This window comes from Lysinibacillus sp. UBA5990, from assembly GCF_002429815.1.
In the GTDB taxonomy this organism is placed as follows: Bacteria; Bacillota; Bacilli; order Bacillales_A; family Planococcaceae; genus Lysinibacillus; species Lysinibacillus fusiformis.
The window spans coordinates 1,689,141-1,713,770 of record NZ_DJAY01000015.1 but is presented as its reverse complement, the minus strand read 5'-3'; the positions used below and the strand labels follow the sequence as shown (position 1 = coordinate 1,713,770).

At 36.2% G+C, this 24,630-nt stretch carries 28 protein-coding genes and 1 riboswitch; of the genes, 13 read left to right on the top strand and 15 right to left on the bottom strand.

Annotated elements, in window-relative coordinates:
- Nucleotides 1-22: 22 nt before the first annotated feature.
- Together gltS and hutG are read right to left on the bottom strand one after the other, a co-directional pair.
- Entirely contained in the window at nt 23-1,207 is a 1,185-nt protein-coding gene (gltS, locus tag B3D94_RS21210) for a sodium/glutamate symporter (RefSeq protein ID WP_291760280.1), read from the bottom strand.
- Nucleotides 1,204-2,172, bottom strand: a complete 969-nt coding sequence (gene hutG / locus B3D94_RS21205) for a formimidoylglutamase (protein ID WP_258269225.1) — start codon at nt 2,170-2,172, stop codon at nt 1,204-1,206. Before hutG ends, gltS begins: the two co-directional genes overlap by 4 nt.
- 140 nt (nt 2,173-2,312) lie before the next feature.
- Here hutG and B3D94_RS21200 point away from each other — a divergent pair, with 140 nt between their 5' ends.
- The 5 genes from B3D94_RS21200 (at nt 2,313) to B3D94_RS21180 (ending at nt 6,946) form a co-directional block, all read left to right on the top strand.
- The gene (locus tag B3D94_RS21200) at nt 2,313-3,206 is read left to right on the top strand and encodes a LysR family transcriptional regulator (protein WP_291760276.1); all 894 of its coding nucleotides are present in this window, start codon (nt 2,313-2,315) and stop codon (nt 3,204-3,206) included.
- 158 nt (nt 3,207-3,364) lie between these two features.
- Nucleotides 3,365-4,600 carry an acyl-CoA dehydrogenase family protein gene (locus tag B3D94_RS21195; RefSeq protein WP_069481684.1) on the top strand — a complete coding sequence of 412 codons (1,236 nt, stop codon included), beginning with the start codon at nt 3,365-3,367 and terminating at the stop codon, nt 4,598-4,600.
- Nucleotides 4,597-5,373, top strand: a complete 777-nt coding sequence (locus tag B3D94_RS21190) for an SDR family oxidoreductase (protein WP_291760273.1) — start codon at nt 4,597-4,599, stop codon at nt 5,371-5,373. The genes B3D94_RS21195 and B3D94_RS21190 overlap by 4 nt, the downstream gene beginning before the upstream one ends.
- Before the next feature lie 12 nt (nt 5,374-5,385).
- A complete protein-coding gene (locus tag B3D94_RS21185; RefSeq protein WP_291760270.1) occupies nt 5,386-6,429 on the top strand; it encodes a phosphotransferase family protein in 1,044 nt (347 codons plus the stop codon).
- 103 nt (nt 6,430-6,532) lie between these two features.
- A complete protein-coding gene (locus B3D94_RS21180) occupies nt 6,533-6,946 on the top strand; it encodes a DUF4279 domain-containing protein (protein ID WP_069481681.1) in 414 nt (137 codons plus the stop codon).
- Between the two features lie 396 nt (nt 6,947-7,342).
- Here B3D94_RS21180 and B3D94_RS23120 read toward each other — a convergent pair whose 3' ends face one another.
- Nucleotides 7,343-7,420: a hypothetical protein gene (locus B3D94_RS23120; protein WP_414674015.1), complete on the bottom strand. Its 78-nt coding sequence runs from the start codon at nt 7,418-7,420 to the stop codon at nt 7,343-7,345.
- A gap of 223 nt (nt 7,421-7,643) precedes the next feature.
- Between B3D94_RS23120 and B3D94_RS21175 the strand changes: the two genes are divergently transcribed.
- The gene (locus B3D94_RS21175; protein WP_291760266.1) at nt 7,644-7,883 is read left to right on the top strand and encodes a hypothetical protein; all 240 of its coding nucleotides are present in this window, start codon (nt 7,644-7,646) and stop codon (nt 7,881-7,883) included.
- A gap of 285 nt (nt 7,884-8,168) precedes the next feature.
- Nucleotides 8,169-8,381, top strand: coding sequence for a DUF3955 domain-containing protein (locus B3D94_RS21170; protein ID WP_291760263.1), 213 nt, complete (start codon nt 8,169-8,171; stop codon nt 8,379-8,381).
- A 39-nt stretch (nt 8,382-8,420) separates the two neighbouring features.
- Here the strand turns inward: B3D94_RS21170 and B3D94_RS21165 are convergent, their stop codons facing one another.
- Nucleotides 8,421-8,906 (bottom strand): tetratricopeptide repeat protein, encoded by a 486-nt coding sequence (locus B3D94_RS21165; protein WP_069481679.1) that lies wholly within the window; start codon nt 8,904-8,906, stop codon nt 8,421-8,423.
- A 33-nt stretch (nt 8,907-8,939) separates the two neighbouring features.
- The gene (locus B3D94_RS21160; protein ID WP_291760259.1) at nt 8,940-9,164 is read right to left on the bottom strand and encodes a hypothetical protein; all 225 of its coding nucleotides are present in this window, start codon (nt 9,162-9,164) and stop codon (nt 8,940-8,942) included.
- A gap of 367 nt (nt 9,165-9,531) precedes the next feature.
- Here B3D94_RS21160 and B3D94_RS21155 point away from each other — a divergent pair, with 367 nt between their 5' ends.
- Nucleotides 9,532-10,377: an alpha/beta fold hydrolase gene (locus tag B3D94_RS21155; protein WP_291760258.1), complete on the top strand. Its 846-nt coding sequence runs from the start codon at nt 9,532-9,534 to the stop codon at nt 10,375-10,377.
- Nucleotides 10,378-10,605: 228 nt separating this feature from the next.
- On the opposite strand, the gene B3D94_RS21150 is transcribed toward B3D94_RS21155, so the two are convergent.
- The 3 genes from B3D94_RS21150 to B3D94_RS21140 form a co-directional block, all read right to left on the bottom strand.
- The gene (locus tag B3D94_RS21150; RefSeq protein WP_069481677.1) at nt 10,606-11,043 is read right to left on the bottom strand and encodes a hypothetical protein; all 438 of its coding nucleotides are present in this window, start codon (nt 11,041-11,043) and stop codon (nt 10,606-10,608) included.
- A gap of 143 nt (nt 11,044-11,186) precedes the next feature.
- Nucleotides 11,187-11,768, bottom strand: a complete 582-nt coding sequence (locus B3D94_RS21145; RefSeq protein ID WP_291760253.1) for a GNAT family N-acetyltransferase — start codon at nt 11,766-11,768, stop codon at nt 11,187-11,189.
- Between the two features lie 16 nt (nt 11,769-11,784).
- Nucleotides 11,785-12,651: an AraC family transcriptional regulator gene (locus tag B3D94_RS21140; RefSeq protein ID WP_291760251.1), complete on the bottom strand. Its 867-nt coding sequence runs from the start codon at nt 12,649-12,651 to the stop codon at nt 11,785-11,787.
- Between the two features lie 263 nt (nt 12,652-12,914).
- Between B3D94_RS21140 and B3D94_RS21135 the strand changes: the two genes are divergently transcribed.
- Nucleotides 12,915-13,670 (top strand): class I SAM-dependent methyltransferase, encoded by a 756-nt coding sequence (locus B3D94_RS21135; protein WP_069481674.1) that lies wholly within the window; start codon nt 12,915-12,917, stop codon nt 13,668-13,670.
- Nucleotides 13,671-13,718: 48 nt separating this feature from the next.
- Here the strand turns inward: B3D94_RS21135 and B3D94_RS21130 are convergent, their stop codons facing one another.
- Nucleotides 13,719-14,912: a Ger(x)C family spore germination protein gene (locus tag B3D94_RS21130; RefSeq protein WP_291760246.1), complete on the bottom strand. Its 1,194-nt coding sequence runs from the start codon at nt 14,910-14,912 to the stop codon at nt 13,719-13,721.
- 162 nt (nt 14,913-15,074) lie between these two features.
- Between B3D94_RS21130 and B3D94_RS21125 the strand changes: the two genes are divergently transcribed.
- Nucleotides 15,075-15,452, top strand: coding sequence for a VOC family protein (locus B3D94_RS21125; RefSeq protein ID WP_291760244.1), 378 nt, complete (start codon nt 15,075-15,077; stop codon nt 15,450-15,452).
- Nucleotides 15,453-15,616: 164 nt separating this feature from the next.
- Here B3D94_RS21125 and B3D94_RS21120 read toward each other — a convergent pair whose 3' ends face one another.
- Nucleotides 15,617-16,531, bottom strand: a complete 915-nt coding sequence (locus tag B3D94_RS21120; protein WP_291760241.1) for a class I SAM-dependent methyltransferase — start codon at nt 16,529-16,531, stop codon at nt 15,617-15,619.
- A 997-nt stretch (nt 16,532-17,528) separates the two neighbouring features.
- Nucleotides 17,529-17,849 (bottom strand): LysE family transporter, encoded by a 321-nt coding sequence (locus B3D94_RS21115; RefSeq protein WP_291760238.1) that lies wholly within the window; start codon nt 17,847-17,849, stop codon nt 17,529-17,531.
- A gap of 138 nt (nt 17,850-17,987) precedes the next feature.
- Between B3D94_RS21115 and B3D94_RS21110 the strand changes: the two genes are divergently transcribed.
- A complete protein-coding gene (locus tag B3D94_RS21110) occupies nt 17,988-18,224 on the top strand; it encodes a DUF3953 domain-containing protein (RefSeq protein ID WP_069481670.1) in 237 nt (78 codons plus the stop codon).
- 117 nt (nt 18,225-18,341) lie between these two features.
- Nucleotides 18,342-18,445: riboswitch (SAM riboswitch) on the top strand.
- Between the two features lie 104 nt (nt 18,446-18,549).
- Complete coding sequence (locus B3D94_RS21105) at nt 18,550-19,830, top strand: Na+/H+ antiporter NhaC family protein (protein ID WP_291760234.1); 1,281 nt, start codon at nt 18,550-18,552, stop codon at nt 19,828-19,830.
- A gap of 273 nt (nt 19,831-20,103) precedes the next feature.
- Here the strand turns inward: B3D94_RS21105 and B3D94_RS21100 are convergent, their stop codons facing one another.
- From B3D94_RS21100 to B3D94_RS21085, 4 genes are all read right to left on the bottom strand, one after another.
- Nucleotides 20,104-21,525 (bottom strand): VanZ family protein, encoded by a 1,422-nt coding sequence (locus B3D94_RS21100; protein WP_291760232.1) that lies wholly within the window; start codon nt 21,523-21,525, stop codon nt 20,104-20,106.
- A 232-nt stretch (nt 21,526-21,757) separates the two neighbouring features.
- Complete coding sequence (locus tag B3D94_RS21095; RefSeq protein WP_069481667.1) at nt 21,758-22,429, bottom strand: DUF554 domain-containing protein; 672 nt, start codon at nt 22,427-22,429, stop codon at nt 21,758-21,760.
- 62 nt (nt 22,430-22,491) lie between these two features.
- Complete coding sequence (locus B3D94_RS21090; RefSeq protein WP_069481666.1) at nt 22,492-23,310, bottom strand: MerR family transcriptional regulator; 819 nt, start codon at nt 23,308-23,310, stop codon at nt 22,492-22,494.
- Between the two features lie 315 nt (nt 23,311-23,625).
- Complete coding sequence (locus tag B3D94_RS21085) at nt 23,626-24,063, bottom strand: MarR family winged helix-turn-helix transcriptional regulator (RefSeq protein WP_069481665.1); 438 nt, start codon at nt 24,061-24,063, stop codon at nt 23,626-23,628.
- 151 nt (nt 24,064-24,214) lie between these two features.
- Here B3D94_RS21085 and B3D94_RS21080 point away from each other — a divergent pair, with 151 nt between their 5' ends.
- Nucleotides 24,215-24,619: an Ohr family peroxiredoxin gene (locus tag B3D94_RS21080; protein WP_193832266.1), complete on the top strand. Its 405-nt coding sequence runs from the start codon at nt 24,215-24,217 to the stop codon at nt 24,617-24,619.
- Nucleotides 24,620-24,630 lie beyond the last annotated feature (11 nt).

Here is a 24,630-nt window from a genome sequence, read left to right as displayed (position 1 = left end):
GAGACGAAGTACGGCTTGTTTTTTATTTAAATAAATTAATAGTTGTAATAATAATAGGAATACCAAATACGTCGATTAAAAAGGCGCCTACAATTGGTACAACGAGAAAGGCTTTTTTAGAAGGCCCAAAGCGTTGGACAACGGCTGACATATTGGCCATGGCATTCGGTGTTGCTCCTAGACCATGTCCTGCGAAACCAGCAACCATCACGGCAGCATCGTAGTTTTTGCCGAGTAATTTAAACAAGACGAAAGTGCTAAATATAACAATAAAGAATACTTGCGCAAAGACGATGATAAATAATGGAAGTGCTAAATCAGCAATTTCCCATAATTTAACACTCATTAGTGCCATTGAAAGGAAGATACCTAATGTCACATCACCAATTAATGAAATACTCTTCATATTGATTGCTTCTGGTTTAAATTTATCCATAACATTGCGGACTAAGACAGCTACAAACATAGCTCCTACATAGCCTGGCAGAACGAAGCCTGTCGCTTCTGAGAATAATGTTCCAACATAGGTACCGACAGCCATACAGAAAGTAATTAATAAGACTTGTGTAAAGAAGGAATCAGATGTAATTTGTTCATGTTTATTTTCATATTCGATTTCTTCAGCTTCTTGTTCATCGGGCGTTAAATTGTATTTACCAACTAAATATTTAACGATTGGCCCACCAATTAAACCACCAGCCACTAAACCACAAGTTGCAGCCGCAGCACCGATTGTCATTGCTGAGGAAATGCCCAAATCTTCTAATGTTTGTCCAAATGCTGCTGCAGCACCATGGCCACCTTCCATGGATACGGCACCGGCCATCATACCGATCAGAGGATGAATTCCCATCAGTGACGCAAGAGAAACTCCAATGACATTTTGCATGAGGGCAAGGAAGCCACATGCTAGCCAGTAAATAATAAGTAATTTTCCGCCAAGCTTAACTAGCTTAAAGCTTGCTCCTAAGCCGATGGTTGTGAAAAACGTAATCATAAATAAGCTTTGTAATGATGTATCCAGTGATATTTCTAGAGTTCCTGTAGTCTTTAAAATGGTCGCTAGTGCAGCAAACAGCAAGCCACCAACCACTGGTGCTGGTATACAAAAACGTTTTAAGAATCCAATTTTATTAATGAGAAAGCCACCTAATGCAAAGAGTGCAACGGCTAGAAACACCGTTGTAATTTGATTAATTTCGATCATGAACCTTGCCCCCCAAGTAAGTTGTTCAGTGCTTCATAGACAAAATAAGCACCTAATTTCACCGTACGTCCGTTTTCGTCTAATGACGGATTAACCTCGCAAATATCAAAAGAGTGAGTATGCGGATGCGAAGTTACTTTTTGAAGAATCGTACGCACAGTTGTCGGTTCAAGTCCAAACGGTGAAGGTGCACTTACGCCTGGCGCCGATGCTGCGTTTAATACATCCATACATAATGTTAAAAGCACATAATCGTGTTGATCCATATATTTTTGTAAATCATCCATTAATGGCTGAAGGTTAGCCGATGATGTCATGTCATCTTCTACTACATACTTCACTTGTAACTCATCTGCTTTTTCGAATAGCTCTTTTGTATTGCCATAGCGTTGTATGCCAACAACAAAATAATCGACATGTGGGTCTTGTTCTAAAATTTGACGGAACATTGTACCAGAAGAAGGCTGCTCGTCATATGGTCGTAAATCAAAATGAGCATCGATATTGATAATGCCGATTTTTGCTTCCTTTGGTAATGCCGCACGAACACCTAAATAATGACCGTACAGTGTTTCGTGACCACCACCGAGTACAACACATTGTAATTTCTTTTGTAAGAGGATGCTAACCACATCACCAAGCTCTCGCTGTGCCTCCTCTAGTGCGTGATTGAGACAAATGATGTTCCCTACATCAAGAATTTGTTGCTCCTCCTCAAACGTCCACGGTAAACTAGATAGTCCTTCACGTAGTGCGTTTGGTCCATTTGCTGCTCCTACTCGACCTTGATTTCGACGTACACCCTCATCGCACATAAAGCCAATCATTGCAGCACCTTTCTTATCTGAAGCGCTTACATCATTAATCGCGATTCGTTTTACTTGTTGATGCAAACGGAAACTGCTTTTATTTGTTGTTGAATCTATACGGCCTTTCCATTGTTTTTGATCTGTCATTGTGTACATAATCTTATCATCCCCATTGCAAATATTATTGTAGAAAAAATATTGTTGTAATTCATTATATATTCACATAATTATAATTACTAATATATAATTAATATCAATCTATAGCTTTAAACTATAAATGAGGGAGGATCACCGTATTGGATATTAAACAATTACAATATTTTATCGCTGTTTCAGAGCAAATGAATTTCTCAAAAGCCGCAGAAAGACTGCATATTTCGCAGCCTTCCTTAAGTAATGCCATTAAAAAACTAGAACATGAGATAGGCTCACCTTTGTTAGACAGAAATACTAGAAATCTGCAGTTAACGGAAGCAGGTGAGGTGCTATTTGAACGTGCAAAAGTTATTGTGAAAAATATGGAAGTGCTAAAAATAGAAATGGATGAAGTCGTTGTTCATGGCACAAGTGAAATCACTATTGGTGTAATGGAATCAATCAAGCATTGGCTTCCTAAAGTAATTGCTAACTATAAAAAAGAGTATCCCCAAATGATGATCCATTTAGTGGATATTTTAGGCAGTAAGCGTGTAAAAAAATCCTTGAAAAGCTATAAAACCCATTTAATTATTACCAATCAGTTGATGGATGATCCAGAGCTTGAAGTTAAAACCTTATATGAGGAACGTTTAGTAGCTGTTTTACCCCTACATCATCCATTAGCGAAGAAAGAGACTTTATCGATTTCAGACATTAGTGCAGAGCCTTTTATAATAAGTACAGAGGGGTTTCAAACAAGACGTGATATTTTGAATACTTTTGAACAAGCAGGTAAGAGCATCGATATTCAATTTGAAATTGAACGTTTTGAAACGGCTGTATCTCTTGTAAGAGAAAATTTAGGGATAACCATCTTACCAGAAAACTATTTACAGGGTCCAACAGCTAAAACCATTGTTAAAAAGGAAATAGAAGGAGCGAATCTAAGTCGGAATGTTTATTTGGTGTACTTAAAAAACCGCCATTTACCATTTGCTATCCGTCAATTGCTGAAAGATATACTGCAGTTTTTCGAAACGAAAACAATATAAATTAATCCAATTGCTATATACATGAAATTTTCCTTTTAATTAGAAAATTCGCGAAATGGAATTGATTTACTAGAAAAATAGCGGTAACATTTAATGTAAGAATAAAAATGAATAATGATTCATTTTTTTCGGAGTTCAAGCAAAGGGGGTTTCTTCCAATGAATTTTTCATATAGTGAAAAAGTTGTGAAGTTACAGGACAAGCTGACGAATTTTATGGAGCAATATATCTATCCGAATGAGGCCGTTTATGCTGCACAAATCGAGGCGATGGAGGATCGTTGGGGAGCGATTCCACCCATTATGGATGAGCTAAAACAGAAAGCACAGGAAGCAGGTTTATGGAATTTATTTCTACCAGATAGTGAATATGGAGCGGGGTTAACAAATCTAGAATACGCTCCATTATGTGAAATTATGGGACGTTCACTATTGGCACCAGAAGTGTTTAATTGTAATGCACCTGATACAGGTAATATGGAAGTACTTGTTCGCTATGGTTCCTCACAACAAAAAAAGCAATGGCTTGAACCGTTATTACGCGGGGAAATACGATCTTGCTTTGCGATGACTGAACCTGCAGTAGCGTCAAGTGATGCTACGAATATTGAGGCAAGTATTGAACGAGATGGCGATGAATATATTTTAAATGGTCATAAATGGTGGACAACTGGTGCTGGCGACCCACGCTGTAAAGTAGCTATCTTTATGGGTAAACATAAAGATTCAACAGCCCCTATTCATGAGCAACAATCTATGATTCTCGTACCAATGGATACGCCAGGGGTAAAATTGGAGCGCATGTTAACGGCTTTTGGCTATGACCATGCACCAGAGGGACATGGAGAGGTGACCTTTACGAATGTGCGCGTACCTGTAGACAATATTTTATGGGGAGAGGGAAAAGGGTTTGCGATTGCCCAAGGTCGCTTAGGTCCAGGAAGAATTCATCATTGTATGCGTCTTATCGGTGCGGCTGAACGGGCATTAGAGGAAATGTGTGTACGTGTACAGGAGCGTCATGCGTTTCACCGACCTCTGGCAGATCAAGGTGTGATGCGTGAACGAATTGCCGAGTCACGTATTGATATTGAGCAAGCAAGACTTTTAACATTAAAGGCTGCTTATATGATGGACACGGTGGGCAATAAAGAGGCAAAAGCAGAAATTGCGATGATTAAGGTTGTTGCTCCGAATATGGCACTGAGAGTCATAGATAGAGCGATTCAAGCATTTGGAGCCGCTGGAGTAGGGCCTGACACAACACTTGCTGCACAGTGGGCAAATTCTCGAACATTGCGTTTAGCAGATGGGCCAGATGAAGTGCATCGTAATACAGTTGCCAAGCTGGAATTAAAAAAGCATGCGAAAAAACATAAGGAGCTGGTGAAATGACTGTAATGGAGTTATTTAGCTTACAGGGGAAAACAGCCATTGTGACAGGTGGGGGACGTGGACTAGGAGCGCAAATTGCCCAAGGCTTTGCCGAAGCGGGAGCCAATGTTGTCTTATGCTCGCGAAAAGTGGAAGCATGTGAGGAGGTCGCTTCAGCTCTTGAAAAATTAGGGGTTCAAACATTAGCGTTAGCCTGTGATGTAACAAAACCAGAGGATATTGCCAATGTTGTGGCACAAACGATGACTACGTTCGGCAAAATTGATATTTTAGTCAATAACAGTGGGGCCTCATGGGGAACACCTGCTATCGATATGCCGTATGAAGCCTGGCAAAAAGTATTTGATGTCAATGTGAATGGAACATTCCTAATGAGCCAAGAAGTCGGCAAATTGATGTTAGAGCAGAAAAGCGGGAAAATTATTAATATTGCTTCTATCGCAGGGCTTGGTGGTACACTACCTGCATTTATGGATACTATTGCCTATAATGCCAGCAAAGGGGCTGTTATAACATTAACGAAGGATTTAGCCGTCAAATGGGGACCTCATGGTGTCCATGTCAATGCCATTGCACCTGGTTTTTTCCCAACGAAAATGTCTAATGTATTAATTGAACGTGGTCAAGATTATTTGATGGGCGCTACGCCATTAAAACGACTTGGCTCCGAAAATGATTTAAAGGGTGTGGCGTTATTTCTAGCATCGGCAGCATCAGATTATGTGACCGGTGATGTCATTGTTGTTGATGGGGGCATGAGCTCCATTATTTAAGGGAGGGATAAGATGGATACAATGCAAGTAAGGGCAAGTGAACGACTAGATGTAGTCAAATTGCGCGCTTTTTTAGAAAGCCATTTTTCTGAACTACCACAGGGGCAATTGGAAATTTCACAATTTAGTGCTGGTCACTCCAATTTAACATATTGCTTGAAAATAGCTGATTTTGAAGTGGTCCTTCGTAGGCCGCCACTTGGCCCAGTTGCTAAGAAGGCCCATGATATGAAGAGAGAGTTTACTATTTTATCAGCATTGCATCCATTTTTGCCTGCGGTTCCAAAACCTTATGTTTATGTGGAGGACCGAGATATTATTGGCAGTGATTTCTTTTTAATGGAGCGCAAAAAAGGTATCGTCCTCGACACCTTTTTTCCAAAAGGAATAAAACCGACTGAGGAACTAACCCGTCAGCTGTCTGAAAAGATGGTTGACTCATTAGTAGCACTCCATGCAATTCCATATAAGAACACACCATTAAAGGACATGGTGAAGCCTGATGGATTTATGGAACGACAGGTACATGCTTGGATCGAGCGCTATGATAAAGCTAAAACAGCAGAGTACGCTGAAGTAAAAGCTTTAACAGATTGGTTAAAAAAACATATTCCTCACAATGAGGAGGCAACCATTATTCATTATGACTATAAATTGAATAATGCTATGTTTTCTGAGGACTATTCCGAAATGATTGGTTTATTTGATTGGGAAATGACCACAGTAGGGGATCCACTTGCTGATGTAGGTGTCGCAATGAGTTACTGGATGCAAGCGGATGATCCCAAAATGCTGTTACATGCACTGGGTGACCCACCCGTTACGGTATTGCCAGGATTTTATACCCGTCAGCAATTTATTGAACGCTATGCTGAAAAAAGTGGGCGGGGTATTTCAGACATTCAATATTACTGTACATTTGCCTATTTCAAATTAGCGGTCATTTGTCAGCAAATCTATTATCGTTATGCCAAAGGGCAAACCAAGGATGATCGCTTTGCTCAAATGGATAAAATGGTTGCTGCCTTAATAAAACAAGCGTCAGCTTCTATTTAACCGTTTAACAAACAGTTACTTTTCATTGAAGTAGCTGTTTTTATTACTAAACATCAGGATTTGGTTAAAAACGCTGTTATATCAACGCTGAAAAGGGGAAAAAATGCAAAAGCCAACTACTAATATAAGAACTTATTTCTGTATATTTGGAGATGATTTTCCATTAGATGAATTCACACAAAAAATAGTAATAACACCAACAGAAACACGTACAAAGGGAGAAATTTATACAATTGGAAAGACACAACACGAAAGTTATACCACATCATGGACTTACGAAATAGATTACCAATTGACAAGTGATCCTACTTTACAAATTAATGAACTAATTGATATTTTCACAAATAAAGTAAATATCATTAATCACTTTCAAAAAGAATTTAATTTAAAATGTAAAATAGCAGTTGTCCTTATTTTCCCCGAAACATCAGGCCTTTTCTTCGACCAAAAACTTATCAAATTTGCTTATGACACCAACTCAGAATATGATATTGATATTTATCGTGATGAAATATAAATTGAAAATAAAAATGCCTCTAACGATATAACAGAGGCTTTTTATTTTCAATTTTTTTGCTTTTTCAGGAACTTTCACACCATCAACTTAGCTGAAATCTCTGGATCAATCATTACTAATAAGAAATAGCCACATTTGTCATATGAAATATACACGATTTTATGCAATGCAAAGGACAAAACAAACAAGTAAAAATATTGTTATACCAACGTTTACGCTGTTTGTATAAAAAGATGTATAAACAATGTTCATAAGAAAAGCCATAAAACGTCATAAGGGAAATCTGCTATCACTTGGGGTGTTAGACTAGGCAGAGCCTAGTATTTCGATGTCCCCATAAAAAAGCGCATTTCTACATGTTTTCTATACAAACATTTATTCGTTTCTATATGTTTTCTACATAGAGTATCCACATTTTAGTTCTTTCAACCATCTCCTAATAGTTGCTTCTGAAACACCTAGTATTCGAGCAATTTCTCATCATTTTTTCATCTTTATTATAAACCAAGCAGTCCAAACATTTATTACATACGGCAATCAAAAAGGAGATCGGCAACTCAAAGAAGATCGCCTGCAGCAATTAGAAGAAGTACTAGCAACCCAAGGTATTTATCCTGGAGGGAAAGTACATAGAGTGCTAGAAAAATTGATTTATGATCTTACATACAATGGCATTATCAAAGGAAGTCGAGAGCATTTGAGCAACAAATTAGAGGTTGGGTTCAACACAATCTCTACAGCTTTCAAGTACATGGAGCAATCCAAGCTATTTATCCTGTCCAGAAACAAAACAGGAAAGACGAATAGTGGTTGTCGTGTCATTTTGGATGTTCAGCATGTGAACTTTGAAAGCATTTTAAGCGAAGTTTACCATCTAAATGTGTATGAAATTGCTATCGTTAAAGATGAATTTAAACAACCAATTAATACTTCATAACAGATTATCCGACACTATATTATAGTATTATTTAATGCCACTCGCACTAAAATTTATTCAAATAACTAATCTATCACACGTGAAAAAATAAGAGAGATAGAATGTATGTTCTTATTTTATCATAGATTCTATCATTTTGTTAAAACTGAAAACAATAATGATTTATTGTTTTTCGATAAAAAAATATTGACTTGAGATGTGTTGGGGATTATTATAGCTATAGCAAATCAGACGATATGCTTGGAAATGGATCATTTACAATAGACAAATTATATGGAGGAAAAGATGATGAAGAAATATTTATTAGCAACGATACCTATGATGATAGGTGTTTTATGTTTATTTATAAAAGGAATTCTTGGCGATGAGGTACTAGCAAACGGAGTGATTGTGGAGAAGAACTTCTTTTTAATCCCATTGAGCTATTTATTTTTCTTTAGCGGTATACTAACATTGATCTTCTTTTCAACGGTAAAAAAACAAAATATCGCAAAATAACGCTAAAAAACAGGCTTTTATAGAAGCCTGTTTTTTTTGTTAAGACCATATTTGATCGAGCTTGTCACTGTAATAATGAATAGCTTTTTTGTAATCTTTAATGCCTTGATGGTTGGTGGTGATGACTAAAGTATTCAATAATATTTCCATTGATTTTGCGTGTTCACCAAGATTATAAAGTGTCATGGCATAAAAGACCTTTACATGCTCGGCTTCAGGAAATTTGTGCATAGCTTGTTCCAATGTCCGTTTCGCTTGTTCGTACAACCCCAATGTCCGATACGTGCTCCCTAAACCTAGATAGGCATCCACTAGAATAGCTGGCTCTAATCCTAATTGAATGGCTTTTTCATAGTGGGAAACAGCTTCTTTTTCTTGTCCTAAAGAATCGTAGGTCCAGGCACATTGAAATTGATAGTAAGCATTTTCAGGTTCTTCTTTGACCAATGCCACCATTAATTGGTTGGCTTCCTTAAGTTGGCCATTTTCTCTTAATGTTAGGACTTGCTCTAATTGTTTATCCATTGATTAAACCTCTTGTTTGTAATGTTTCGCATCCTATGGGTACCATTCAAAAAAATTTTCTTCGATCAGTTGCTCGAAAGATTCAGCTAATAATTGGTTTATTCCATGATCACAAAGGAAAACCTTGCCTAATGAGTCCATAAAAATGGGATTCCCTCTACCATCCATCGAAATGACATAGCTAGTTGGAGAAAGGACCTCGCTGAATTGTTGACGAAATGCTAGTGTTAAATCGATGACTACCATTAGAAAAAGCATGAACGGCTAATCCTGCATAGGCTCCACCAAACATTTTCATGAACTGCACGTAATCTTTACCGAATTGTACACCGAGCCTCTGTTGAGCATAGATAATTTGCTGGTTCGCCTAATAATGTATGGTGTTCCTTATTGAGTAGAAATACCTTCAAACGTTCTAATACACTTTATTTCATTTCCTCCCACCCTTTTTTAGATGCTTCCCTTATTATATAATCAATAATTTGCTAGAAACCAGTAGTAATGGTATTGTTTGTGTAAAAGTAAAATCCATGAGGTGAATAGAATGCTAGAGCGTTCGATGGAAAAGACACGGGAATGCAAAGAGGAAAGGGAGTGATAGATTAATAAGAAAAGAGGATAAAAAATGACAAGAGACCAAAAGATTATTTGTGACGGATTTGAATTGCACTATTGTATAAAGGGACAGGGTGAGCCTATTTTAGTCGTAGGAAGCAGTGTGTATTACCCGCGATTGTTCTCAGAAAACCTTTCCCAGCATTTTCAGCTTATTTTTTTAGATCATCGTGGATTTGTGAAGCCTCCTCGTCCTTTAAAACAAGAGGATTATACTTTAGAGAAAATTGTCGATGATATTGAACAAGCTCGACAATTGTTAAAGTTGGAACATTTCATTATTTTAGGGCACTCAGGGCATGCATTTATGGCGATGGCGTATGCTAACACATACCCTCAGCATGTTCGGAAGGTGATTCTATTAAATACAGCTACAACAAATAGCCAAGAAAGACAACAGCAAAGTCTGTCCTTTTTTGATGCTAATGCTAGTGTCGCGCGAAAAAAACAATTTGAACGCGAAATTGCTCTCTTAGCGCAAGATTTAAAGATGGAACCTGAACGACGTTTTGTTCATATGTGTATTCGTATGGGTGCACATAGTTTCTATGATTATTCATTTAATGCTACAGCTATGTGGGAAGGCGTTTATACGAATATGGCAGTCATAGATTATCTTTGGGGGAGGGCTTTCGCTGAGAAGAATCTTTTACAACTAACTCGATCATTCACTAAACCAGTTTTTGTTGGACTAGGGAGGTATGATTTTTTAGTTGCTCCTGTTTCATTATGGGAGGCAATAGAGGATGCTCCTCAGGTTAAGAAAGTTATATTTGAACAAAGTGGTCATAACCCTATGTTTGAAGAGCCTGAGTCATTTGATGAACAGCTCATTAATTGGATAAACGAAGGATAATTTTTTAAAACTTAGAGCAGTTGGTAACATATGTTATCATCCTGCTCTTTTTTTCATGTAGAAATAGGAAGGAGATAGCCGTTAACGGTGAAAATCTTTCACCCTATCGTAAGGTAGGAGAGTCCAATCATTCGTTGCGCACATGCTGATCAACAGGAATCCAAGTAGGTGAAAGATCATTATTAAACACCTACAAAAGGCTACTTCCAAAAGGGAAGAGCCAATGCACTAGCTTACCGTATTAGTTTTGCTAATAGCATTCACTTGCTGGCAGTCAATAATAACGGGTCTAGCCGTGTCATCGATTTGAAGGAAATAGGCACAGCAGCTATGTGGATCGAGATAGATAAAGTAAATACCGCAAAAACAATGGCCATCAGAAAGATAGACATCTACTAATGTCCCCGGATCGAAACATTCTAACTGACTACAAATACAACCCTCGCAATGTTTTTTATCTTTGTTTCTTACGTGGCTCTCCAATTGTTTTTTCCCATCCTGAGAACTATTATAATACTTGATGCGATATGAATCTTCTTCTGCCATATCATCCGTGCCGTAATAGTGACCTGTGCAATAGTTCTTTGATTCACAATAGCATTTAGAAAATTTATGATAATTATTTAAATTTCTATCCAATCGTGTTAAATATCGATTTTCATCCATTTTTGATACGCTCCTTTATGGTTTTGAATGTAAATTCTAGCGCTAGTCTTCTATTTCTAATCTATGTAAAAGAGCTATCTCGAGTTGGTAATATGTCCATCTACTTGTCATATAAAAGAAAAAGCTAGACTCCTAAATAGAGTCTAGTCTTTTGAATGGCTTACATAATCTTCTTTCAGTAATCCATATATTTCTAGATCAACAATGCCTTTGCCGGACCAGAATGTTGCTTGTCGTAATAAACCTTCTTTTATAAAGCCATTCTTTAGTAGTACTTTTTTCGAGGGCTCGTTTAATGGCATAACTTCAGCTTGAATTCGATTCACCTGAACCTCCTCTAAAAAATAGTTCACGACCATTTCAACTGCCTTCGTAGCAATGCCTTTTCCCCAAAAATCTTCCGCCAAGTAATATCCAATTGTCACCATATTTACTTTTTGATTAAAGTCCATAGCCTCAATAATACCCACTAATTTCTCGCTTTGGGACGCTTCAAAAATACCCCATTTTATTCTACTCTTCTTCTTGAAGTCTCTTTCAAAATGCTCAATCATTTTCTGTACGGTTTGATAGTTGTGTTTTGGAATAATACCACAAAACTCGAAAACCTTAGTATTATCATAAATGGCAAACAACTCTTCTACATGAGACGCTTCTATTTTCTTTAATGTTATACTAGTCGTATGTAGCAGAGGAAATTGAGTAAAAACCTTTTCAATCATCATTTTTTGGCTTCCTTTCTTAACCTTTAATAGGAATGTAAATTTTCATTTTCATATTATGTGGATAGATAGATTGCATGACATCTGTTATTTCGAAATCAGGACCCATATCTCTTTCGTAATTAGAGTTAGGCAACCATACCCCGTAAATGTAACGTCTTGTATTCTGTATACCTTCTGCACTACTATTTAAGATAAATTCAGCATATTGACCAGAAGGTAATTCTAAATGGATAAATTCTTGCTGAACATGCTCATCAAATACTTGGACTTCCTCACCAACAATAAAAGAAAACTCACCATCCTCCTGAAAGCTTGTAGAGATTCCATAGGCCATATTAGGTGCCACTTTTTGTGTAATACATTCATAATAGTGCTGGCGACCAAAATCATGATAAAAGCCTGGAATTTCAGCATAATACCTCTCATCTTTTAATGATGTTTGATAGGGATAGCCGGTGATTAACTTTTTACCTACCTGTACAATTGTTGGTTTTTGCATAGGGAGTTCACCATCCATTTTATAATCCAAAAAGTTTATTTTGTGTTGTAATGGTATAGAATTAGCACTCTTCCTGTACTTAGCTGGTGATATCCCAAAGTACTGAACAAATGCCCTTGTAAAAGCTTCTTGAGAACCGTATTGAAAGCTAATTGCCAGTTCAAGTATAGCTTGAGAGGTTGTTATTAATAAAACGGCTGCTTCAGAAAGCCTTCTATTGCGAATATACTGCTGTACGGAAAATCCAGTTATCGCTTGAAACAGTCGCTGAAAATGGAAGGCTGAACAATACGATTGCGAAGAAATATCTATGATCGACATTTTTTCTTGTAGGTTATCCTCTATATATTCTATAGCGTTTTGAATTTTTCCAAAATAATCCATACGATCATCCTTTCTTATTTTCATCGTACCGTTTACATGGGAATGTTTTTTGATAATTTATGCTAATTTGTACATTATAGTGGACTGGAAACGAAATCAATAGATATATTGAAATGAATGACAAATAAAGGTATAATTTATTTAAATTTACAAGAAAGCGAGTGATCCATAATGATAGTCAGCTCTAATTTTCCATTAAATAATATGAAGGTGTGGAAGAATTAAAAAGGATTATTCTTCCGCAAATAATCGGAGGAGACAATATGTATAGTAATTATGGACCGTTATGTACGGAACTTTACGATTTAACAAAACCAGTAGGATATTCTATTGGTGGGGATATTGAATATTATAAGGAACGTTTACAGGGACTAACAGGTAAGGTTCTTGAGGCAGGTGTCGGCTCAGGCCGTTTCTATATTCCTTTCATGGAGAGTGGTTTTGATGTAGAAGGGATTGACAATTCTTCAGAAATGCTGGCGTCCTGTCGTAAACGATGTCACGATAGAGGGCTTACACCAGTTCTTTATGAAGGCGATGTTTGTCATTTTACATTAGATCAGCAATATGAAGCTATCATCATGCCAGCAGGCTCTTTCTGTTTAATAGAAAATTATCAAGATGCCGTGTCGACTTTAACAAATATGTATCATCACCTTGTTCCAGGTGGACGTATTCTATTAGATTTAATCGTACCGACAGACTGGAAAACTGGAGAAATTACTACAAGTTATCATCCAACTTCCGAAGATGAAGGGATATCGATTGAAAGGAAATCGATTGCGATTAATTGGATGGACCAATATACATTATCGGTTTTAAAATATGAAAAATGGCAGAGTGGTACATTGATTGATACAGAGCTACAAAAATTTTTATTACGCTGGTACGGTCTAGAAGAATTTAAACTGCTTTTACAAAGTATAGGCTTTTCCGGTATCACATGCTCTGCTAATTACACATTTCAGCAACAGCCTGATGAACATTCATCATTTATTACATTCGAAGCTATACGTTAATTAGCAATGACCAGCACTCTCAAGGAGTGTCTGGTCATTTTTTATTGTTTAATCTACTTTTAATTTTCTAGCTGTACCAATACCTTTTGTTTTCACATTTACCTCAATATGCACGGGTAGATTAGGGTAAAGCGTGGCCCAATCTTTTTTGATACGTTTCCATGCTTGGTGGTCTTCACGATGAAGTACCTCACTAAACTTTAAAATATCAGCTTGATAGGTTTTCTGAATCGTGTGCATTGTTTGTTCTAAATTTTCTTGAACTAATTTACTTGTTTCTTTATTAATAACATCAATCGTTTCTGGCTTTGTTATATCCACTGGACAACTTATTTCCGCTATATTTTGTTCAAGATCAACCTGAATATGGATGGAAGGTTTGTCATTTTTTATGCTACCAGTAACTTTTGTAGAGGAATTTAAAACTTCTGCTGATATTTTCCCCTTTTCCGAACAAGGCACTTTTTGAACGGTCCCTTTTATATGGTTGTGTAAGAAATTATAGTATTTGCTTTCTTCCTCTGTTAAGAAGCCTATAAGCTTATAGTTTTTAAAAACAGCAAGTCCACCGTATTTTAAATTGGCGGGGCTATCCATTTTTTCTATATTGGAGCTCCTTTTTCCGGCTTCTGCATCTCCAAGTATTTGAATGGAGGGCAGAACAGCACTATGATCAATACTCCCTAAAGACTCGATTAAATCGTCTAAAATCACTGACTCAGTTGTTCCCAATACATCTTCAGAGTCCTTTAAGGATTTTAACAATTTACTAGCAGGAATATCCTCTAATGGTGTTAAAATACTTAAGATATCTTGCGCTGTTGATTCATGAGCAACAATAATATTAAAATCGCTTCTTCCCTCAGGATCCCTTTGAAATAAATCTAATATACTATTCATACCATATTCAGCCATCTCTTCACCAATAATAATAGCTTGAACATGTGCATAATAGGGTTTCCTTGGCGTCAGTGTTGTTAATTTTCGGATAGCTTCAAATAAGGTTCTCCCTTTTGCGTGATAGGTAAAAACAGGGACTTGAAAGCTTGTTGAATTCTTCGGCGCAATTTGACTTGGGTTAACAATTTGAACGGAAATCTCTATGAATTCATCCGTTTTATCGACTCCAACAGCTGTGACAATGGCTAATTCATTTAACTCCCGCTTATTCCAACACCCAGTTAACAACAAAACGACTAGAAGTATGAGAAAAAATGACACCGTGTGTTTAATGATTGGCACCTCCTCTAGGAAAAGGGCAAAGACATTTCCGATACTAATTAGGATAAGCAAATAATAGGGAAAATAAACAAGAAGAGATGCAAGGGTGAAATTTTTTAGAGGACATTCAAGTCTATATACAGAAAAAGTATATAAATCATTTTAAATAGGAGGAGAAAAGAGATGCAATCATTATTAAATGGAGTAGAGGCCATTTTTATCCCGATAAAAGACCCTCAATTATCAGCCAAATGGTATGAGGAAAAGCTTGGATTTAAGCTTTTATATATAGAAGAAGACGCAGCGGTCATGAAAATAGCGGAACGATCTGTTACGGTCGTATGCTTAGTAAAAACGGAAAATCATCAACCATTACATTTTCCAGATAACCATTTTGGGGTTGGGAAATACTACAATTTTCTTTCTTCATCAATTGAAGAGACCTACCAATCACTAGTTGAGCAACAAGTGAACGTAAATCCTATGGGAGGTGAAGGGCAAATAAAATATTTCACCTTCTATGATCTAGATGGAAATCCATTAGGGGTTTGCCAATCATAAGCGGGTCACTGTTATAAACAGTGACCCTAGTAACAAATCTAGGAGGTGTAAGGCTAATTAGCTTTACACTACTATCATATACATAATTCTTATATTAAAATAGTTAATTGCCCGGGAAATAGATAGAAAATTAAGAATTATTTTAAAAATGAATGGGGTAGACCTTATTTTTTAACAATGTGCATATAATGGACCGTTTCAAAAGCTGATAGATAATCTGTTCGATGTTGGAAATAAAGCTGTTGAATTGTAGATGGAGATAGATGTTCATAAATAAGTAGATCTGATTGATCTAGCATCTTCTCCATTTCCTCATAACGATAGCACGATCTCATGGGCTCACCACCAGCGGCCGCCATCTTCACCATATGATCTACTCTGTTAGAGATGCCCTTTTCACTAAATAGCGATTCATCAGCATAGTCCAAGACAAGTGAGCTACCTGCTGGAACTAGCGCAAATAGATGGTCTAATAAGCTAGCCAGTTCTTCTTTCGTTAAATAATAGGAGACACCTAAGAGACTAAAAAATGTTTTCTTAAACTGAAAGCCTTGATCCAAAAGAGGATGACTATGAAATTGTTTCGTAAAATCCATCGCCACAAAATGTAAATTATTGATGCGGTTGAGTGACGCTTCTTGTAATTTTTGTTTTTTGAATGCTTGTGTGGTTGGGAAATCAATCTCAAATATTTCTAATACATGTTCTAAGTGGAGGTGTCGAAAAGCGAATGTATCCAAACCAGCACCTAAAATAACATATTGCTCAACACCGAGCTGTATTTCGTTTTGTAAGACTCTTTCACAGTATGCGGAACGTGCCAAGGGAGTCGGCGCTAGTTGAACTTGCGTAATCCATTTTAATAATTCTCTCGATTTGCCTTTATATTTTTTGGCAATTTCCTCGTTGAAGAATTCAATACCTTGCACCATATTGTCTTCAATGCTTTGAAATTCATCCTTGGAGATTAATTCCTGTGCTAGATAATCATCAAATATTTTCGGCGTATCAAATTGACTATGGTGGGCTCTGCTAAAGGCGGCTATTAATGAAGTTATACTAGATTTCTGCTTCTTCATCCGAACACTCCTTACAATAAAAAATAGGATTCCCCTGGCCAGGAGAATCCTATTATATAAGAAAAAATATCAAATGTAAATTATAGAACAAATAACTTTTTTTGTCAAGTTTTTGTGTATGTCCAGCAGTTTGAATGTGATTAAAATATAATTGGATATTTTTATTTATAAAAAAGGTAGTATTACAGAAGATGGGGTAGAGGGTATATTTGGTTTGCCATTCAAGTAATCGATTAAAATATTTTTAAATTTTATGTAACTTATTGCAACGTCAACCGTCTATCTCATTAGTAGAATACAAAAAAACTAAAGCAAGCTAGTAACATTCACTTTTCTCAAAAAGACCAGGATTCACTTATTTCGTGACTTCCTGGTCTTTTTGTGCGGGTAATCCTATTTTTTACGAAAAAATAGGACAAATAATGAAACCTTTTAGCTGTTTATGCGTATTCATAAATGAATCTAAAGCTAAGCAATATTAATTAGTAAGATTCACTTTCACTTAAAAGGCTAGAACTTGCATAAATTATGTAGGTATCTAGTCTTTTTTGTAGGTTTCCTACTTGCAAAATACATAGGACATGCGTAACTCCTATGCTCGAAAAAACATAAATTCCTACCAAAAATTGAATGGAAAATATTTTAACTTGTTCCACGCCCCAACTTAGCGTAGTATTAATACGAATCAAAACTAAGTAAGTTAGTAAGATTCACTTTCACAATAAAACCAGGCGCTCTTCTATGAGGGGCATCTGGTTTTTTGTTTTATGAGATTTTAAGAGAATTAATTTATGGGGTAATCTAGCCCTCTACCACCACTACTAGTATTTGGCAGGCATCATGCAATGAAATGTGCTAATGTGACAGATATAAACACACGGATAAGCGCTTATTTTTTCTCTGCCACCAACATTAAAAACATAGGTTTTTCAAAACCATTCAAGAATACATAAAAAGTAACGTACAAAAAGAGTAATTCTGAAATAAACGAACCTATTTACATAAGCCTTTTCCCCATTATTTTACCACCTATGCTACTTAAATATGAAAGGATTAGCTCCCAAAGGATTGAAACGGTGATAAATCCGAAGAAGAAGGGAAGTAAGCTTTCAGTAGCTGAATGTCCAATAGTTGTACATGCTACACTGCTACCAACCGTTGCGAACCAAACGATTGCAGTTGGTGCAGAAACTACTAACCAAACGCCTGTAAAAAAATAGGCCCATAATGATGTCTTTTCAATCGCTTCTCCATGTAAATCTAGCTTTTTAGGCGCAAACGTATCTCGGAAAGCTTGGAAGGTTAAAAGGCAAAGCATGATTTAAATGACATGAAAAATATCTCTTGATCTTAGTTGTTGGGCTTACATTTGTCATCTCACCCATCATAGAATTTGTTTATTCAAAAAAGGTTAGATAATTGATAGTATTCGTTCAAGCAAAAAGGGGGAATCATTTTGTTAAAAACAGTACAAATTATTTCATCAATGATAGGCATCACGCTTTCCATTTACGGACTTATGACACATGATTATCGGTTAAACTTTTTAATGATCCTTTTTCTAGGTTTATTTATGTTAACATTAGGAATTAATGAATTTCGGAGAGAGAGAAAATTATATGGTTGGTTTCTAGTCGGGGTATTTATCTTTTCTGTTTATGTGTCCATTCAAAGCTTCGTATTATTAGTCTAAAAAGTTGAATTCCGCACTTGATGATAATTCTGAGAATTTTTTCTAATTAAAAATATGTTGCAATTATGGATATTTTATTTTAGTATTTTAATATTGTGTCAAAAATAATATTTTTTCTTCTTATCAAGAGAGATGGAGGGACTGGCCCGATGAAATCTCGGCAGCGGAACTATTAAGTTACTGTGCCAAATCCAGCAAGCAATGTTCTTGATAGATAAGAGGAGCGTTTTAAATATAAGGCCTCTTCTTGTTATTTCAAGATGAGGCCTTTCTTATGGTGAAAAAATAAAAAACATGGCTGATTTTTAATATTTGGAGGTAGACAATGAAGAAAGAGAATCCATGGGCGCTAATCCCATTTGTTGTTTTTATGATTTTATTTATTGGTTCAGGGGTTATAATGGGTGATTTTTATGCGTTCCCTGTCATTGTAGCCATCAGTATTTCGGGTGCTGTAGCTCTAGCGATGAATCGAAAAGAATCGTTTTCCCGAAAGGTTGATATTTTTTGCCAAGGTGCGGGAAATTTAAATGTCATGCTGATGGTTATTATTTTTCTATTAGCAGGGGCATTTTCAGAGGTAGCGAAGGGGATGGGGGCCGTAGATTCCACTGTTAACTTTGCTTTATCGATTATTCCGCAAAACCTGCTTATCGTAGGTTTATTCATCATTGCCTGTTTCATCTCTCTATCCATGGGTACATCAGTGGGGACGATTGTTGCGCTGGCGCCAATTGGAGTTGGGATAAGCGATCTTACGGAGCTATCTATTGCTTTAGTGATGGCAGCGGTTGTAGGCGGTTCGATGTTTGGTGATAATTTATCTTTTATTTCAGATACTACTATTACTGCCGTTCGTTCACAAGGCGCGCAAATGAAGGACAAATTTAAGGTCAATTTTTGGATTGTAATGCCAGCAGCTATTATCACAAGCATTATTTTAGGGTTTATGACATCCGGGGAAGCAGCTCAAGTAGAGCATCTAAGCTATAATTGGATAAAAATTATTCCCTATGTTTTAGTTATTATTTTAGCGTTATCTGGAATGAATGTTTTCCTCGTTCTTGCATTAGGGATTATTCTCGCCGGTGCTGTTGGCTTAGCAGATGGTAGCTATCACATAATGAGCCTTATACAAAAGATTGGCGAAGGAATGGAAGGGATGTATGAAATCGCCTTTCTAGCTATATTAATAGCTGGAATGGTGGAGGTTATTAAATTTAATGGTGGAATTGACTTTTTGCTCCGTCTTGTAACGCGCAGGATTAAATCGCAGAAGGGTGCTGAATTTGGTATAGCTGGCCTTGTGGGTCTAACTAATTTATCTACGGCTAATAATACAATTGCTATTTTAATTGCCGGGCCGCTTGCCAAAAATATTGCTGACCAGTATGAGATTGAGCCGAGAAAGTCCGCAAGTATTTTAGATATTTTCTCCTGTACAGTCCAAGGTCTTCTCCCATACGGAGCCCAATTCCTTGTAGCCGCAAGCGTAGCTAAAATATCGCCAGTTAGTATCTTGCCGTACTCTTTCTATCCAATTCTTATTGGTATTTGTGGTATGATAGCGATACTCATTGGATACCCGAAAAAAAAGAAAGCCTAAACTTTATTTTCAGACTGTAGACAAAAGCCGTTGAGAAGTTCACTCTCGATGACTTTTGTCATTTTTAATATTTGGTAATATACTACCAAATTCAACATACTCTTTGAAGGTAGATGCTCTCTAAACCTAATTGATCATTCGTTAACATTTCTAATTGTTCACGCTCATAGATTTGATTTTTCGTCATCGAAGCCCTTTACAGTCGAAAATAACAAAGCCCAGTTGCTCTATTAATTGGAGCCTGGGCTTTGTTTAAGTATTTGGAACGAGCTGTTACTTTCTTGCCTGAATTAAAGTAAACCAATCATTGTCGTTGAACTTGCCAGAAACATTGTATATGGGCTGATAGAATCCTTTTGTATCATACATATACGAAAGCTCAATCGATTCAATCTCAATTTGGTCTCCTTTTTTTATAATCAGGTCTTCCTCCTGTACGAGTGCGTTATACTTTATTTGAGGAAAATCGCCTTCCTTTATTCGTTCATATATTTCTGCAGGAGACAGTATATTTACCTCCCGTATAAATTGATTTTCATGAAGACTGTATGTTAATGAATAAATGTGACCATCCGGCTTTAGGCCAAGACTGGCCTCTCCAGTCCAGTAATCTTTATTTACATCAGGACGGTCTGGTAACGTCCATTCAAATTCACCATCCTCCTGTACAGCAAATTCTGCATCTTGAGGTGGTAGTATAGAAAGTTCATCCATCAATGACTTCGCCTTTTCTTCTTGCCCTTCAGCTGAAGTTTGCTCCGGCGAATAATTATTCTCGGTTAACCACCATTGTCCCTCTGAATTATTTGTAACCAATGTATACGGGACCCCATTTTTATCTTCCACTAGCGTTTCGTCATTTTCCTTGGCATCAGATGCATTCATCTCTGATAACCCTAGTTTCTGTTGTAATAGGTCTTTTACGTCATCCTCTTGAATGATTTTCTTATAGACAGGAGCAACGATGGGTGCTGCGCTTAATTCCAATGATGTGGATACATGAACATCTGACATTTTTGATTTTGTATATGCGTTTATTGCTAGATGACCAAACTCCTGTTGGGCGTAGACAATGTTCATAACGATAAAGATTAAGCCCATCAATAGAGGTATAGCAAGGTTTCCAATCAGTGTTTTTACCTTTACCTTTTTGTTATGGACAATAGAAGTGACAAGTTTGTATAATTGGTAGCCAATAATACCGCCAAGTGAGTTATTGATTAAATCATCAAGCTCAAAAATCCCTGCTCCTGAAAGTGCTTGATAAGTTTCGATAGAGGCTGTCGCACCTACAACTACTAGAAGAAGCCACTTAAACTCTTTAAATTTAGCCATAAGTAAAGGTAAAAACATTCCTAATGGTACAAACATTAATATATTAAATAGACAATTTTGGAGATCACGTAAAGAGTATTTTTTCCACGCGTCTATATAACCGCTGAATGGCTGAAGGTTCAACTGCATGAAATGTGAAGTTCCACGGCCAATCACTGTTAGCTCCAAAACAAATACAATATATCCGATAAAGACTGCTCCAAGAAGAAGCTTCTTTACAGGAATTTGTTTTTGGTGATCTGATCGTCGTCTTTGATAATAAAAGAAATAAAGTCCAATTAGTAAAAATTCAAGGCCAATAATTATAATGACGGGCAGCATCAAAATTTTGATGTTGCTCATGATTTCAGTAATTCCCAAGATGTGATACTCCTTTTTCTGATGATGATTTTCAAATGCTATATGCCAGATAATTCTCAGTAATGTCGACCTTCATTATTGTAAATGGAAATTATTAATAATTAGAGAGAATATTTATGAAGATTTCTTAAGAAAAGGGAAAGCCCAAGCACGCAATTATTTTGTGCTTGGGCAGTTAACTTGTTCGTTATAGACAATAAACTTGATTGTTAATAAGGATTTTGATCGCTCTTTAATGTATAAACAAAAATACAATAATAGGGATTATTAATGATGGCAGAAGATTTAAGGTATTACATTTTTTTATGCCTAAAATACTTAAACCAGACGCTAATATCAATATACCTCCTATAATCGTCAATTCATTTAGAAGATCATTATTGATGGAATTCTCCATTAAACTAGCTATTAAATAAATGGAACCTTGCCATAGAAATAGTACAATACCTGCAACAGCTATCCCAATACCAAATGTAGTGGCTAAAACAACCGAAGTAATTCCATCCAATATACCGTTCGTGAGCAGATATGTATAATCTTGCTTTAATGCAGCCTCTATAGGACCTAATATAGATAATGACCCAATACAAAATAATAAAATCGCAGTCGATAATCCTTCAGCTAAATTCCCCTTAGAGTATTTATTCACTAAAGCATTAAATTTTGATTCTAAATTAAGTTTTTGACCTAATAATCCGCCTATAGCTAGACTGACAATAAAAAGTACCGGATATTTACTGGAAGGTAAATGTTGAACTAGAGCATTTATTCCTAATCCCATTGCTGCTAATCCCATGGCCTGCATGAGGATTTGATGGTATTCATCTTTTATCCCATTTTTAAAAATACTTCCAATGATGCTTCCGACTATAATCATCATTGTATTAAATATTGTTCCTAACATAATTCATTCTCCTTAAAAAAGTGTTCTTACGTAAAAAAATAAACCCTCCGGTAAGGGGAGGGTCAAGACTTTATTGGTATTTGTATTTCTGTTAAATAATCTTCTTTACTTCCTGAAATATAATGGTCAATTATGGTTCTTTCAATGGAATCTCCAATCACTTGGAAACCTTGATCTTTAATAAAATTCAGTAAGGCTTTATAATGTGCGGGAGAATGATTATGATTGCCGTTAAAATAAATACAGGCATATTTTCCTTCAGGAAGCGTGGCCAATAAAGGACTATGCCTATCCTCCTCCTCGACTAAAATAAATATTGAATTGTATTCATGAAACTGGTTATTTAATAGATGACGAATACTTACGGTTAGGCCAACGCCCCCAATAAATATAGAAGAATTCATATTCGACAAATTCTCTAATTGTCGCAAAGAAATTTCCAGTTGATGCTCGGAACTGATTTTTTCCATTAATCGTACGATTCTTCGCTCTTGTTTTTCCATTATGAATGGGACTCCCAATGCCTTTATCTCTCGTGCCCATTTAATATCCTTAATTCGATCTTGGAACCTTCGATTAATTCGTTCCAGTTCTTGAATCTTTTCTTCGGTTAATCGTTTCTGTTCCTCTAAGAGATGCAAAAAGTCGTCGATATCCCTGTGATCTAAATGCCCTTTAATTTCCTTTAATGAAAAGCCTAATTCCTTTAAATAGTTGATAGTATTTAATTGCTCAAATTGTTCTGTTGAATAGTATCTATAGCCGTTGTTTTTATCTGTGTGCATGGGTTTTAATAAATCAATTTCATCATAATATCTAAGGGTTTTTATAGTTGTTTTATGGAGCTTAGCCATTTCACCAATTGAAAATCTATTTTTCATTTATATCTTCCTTTAAAAAACGTCCTATTATCATTATAGTACTTGATTTTGTCCGAGCCCGATAAAAATTAGGTATTGTACGAGAGCGTCGATATGCTATCGAGTTTGTTTGGACAAAAAAGAGCATCATTTCGGGTAGGGTATAGACCGCCAGATTAGAGAGGGGAGATAAGTGAATGTGTTTTACAAATTGCCCAGATATGTTGAAAAGAACCGTATTGGATGAGATGCAGTGCAATTACGGTTCTATCGTTAATTGTATAAAATGATTGTCACTAGCATGAATCTAAAGTTTTAGGTGATACTATTCATTGCTTAATTTTTATTTTTCATGGTCCAATCATTGTGTATGATGTCTTGAAGAACATTTTTTAGTTGTATAAATTGCTGCTCTGAAATATTTGATTGTTGCATGACTTGGCGCGATACCTCAGGTAGCTTGCGACGAACATCATTGCCCACCTCTGTTAAATAGATTTGCATTTGACGTTCATCATCTTTGGAACGCTCACGACAAATATAACCCTTTGTCTCTAATTTTTTTAGCAATGGTGTTAATGTACCCGAATCTAAAAATAAACGTTGTCCTAATTCTTTTACCGTTATTTGTTCGTTTTCCTCCAACGCTAAAATGGTGATATAGCCTGTATAAGTTAAATCATATGGCTTCAATAATGATGTATAGTGTCGAATGATTTCCTTTGATGTGGCATACAAAAGAAAGCATAGTTGATTATCTAAATGATTAGGCATAAAAATCCCCTCTTCATGTTCTTCTATTAACATTTATATTAAAAATAAAGTTCCTACTTGTCAAACGCAACTAAATTGTGTACAATTCAATTTGTAAAAATTAAATTGTGTACAATTTAAAATAATGGATATAGAAAAGGAGTTTTCGTTTATGAAAGAATTATACTCAACGACTATGATTAATGAGGGTGGGCGGAGTGGCACATCCTATGCAGAGGATCAATCCCTGTCTTTAAAAATTGCACCACCAGGCTCAAAATTAGACAATGTAACAAACCCAGAGCAATTATTTGCTGCGGGGTATAGTGCCTGCTTTAATAGTGCGTTAGATTTGATTAAACGCCAAAAAAAGCTTAAAAATGCATCAACAATTCAAGTAACCGTTAAGTTAATGGAGCAAGCTGCTTTTGATTATGTACTTGCTGTGAATATCGAAGGACATATTGAAGGGGTAACGCTGGAAGAGGCACAGCAATTATTAGAGCTAACACATACTGTATGTCCTTATTCAAAAGCGACAATGGGAAATATTGATGTAACAATTAAAGCAGTTTAAATTTTTTGAAA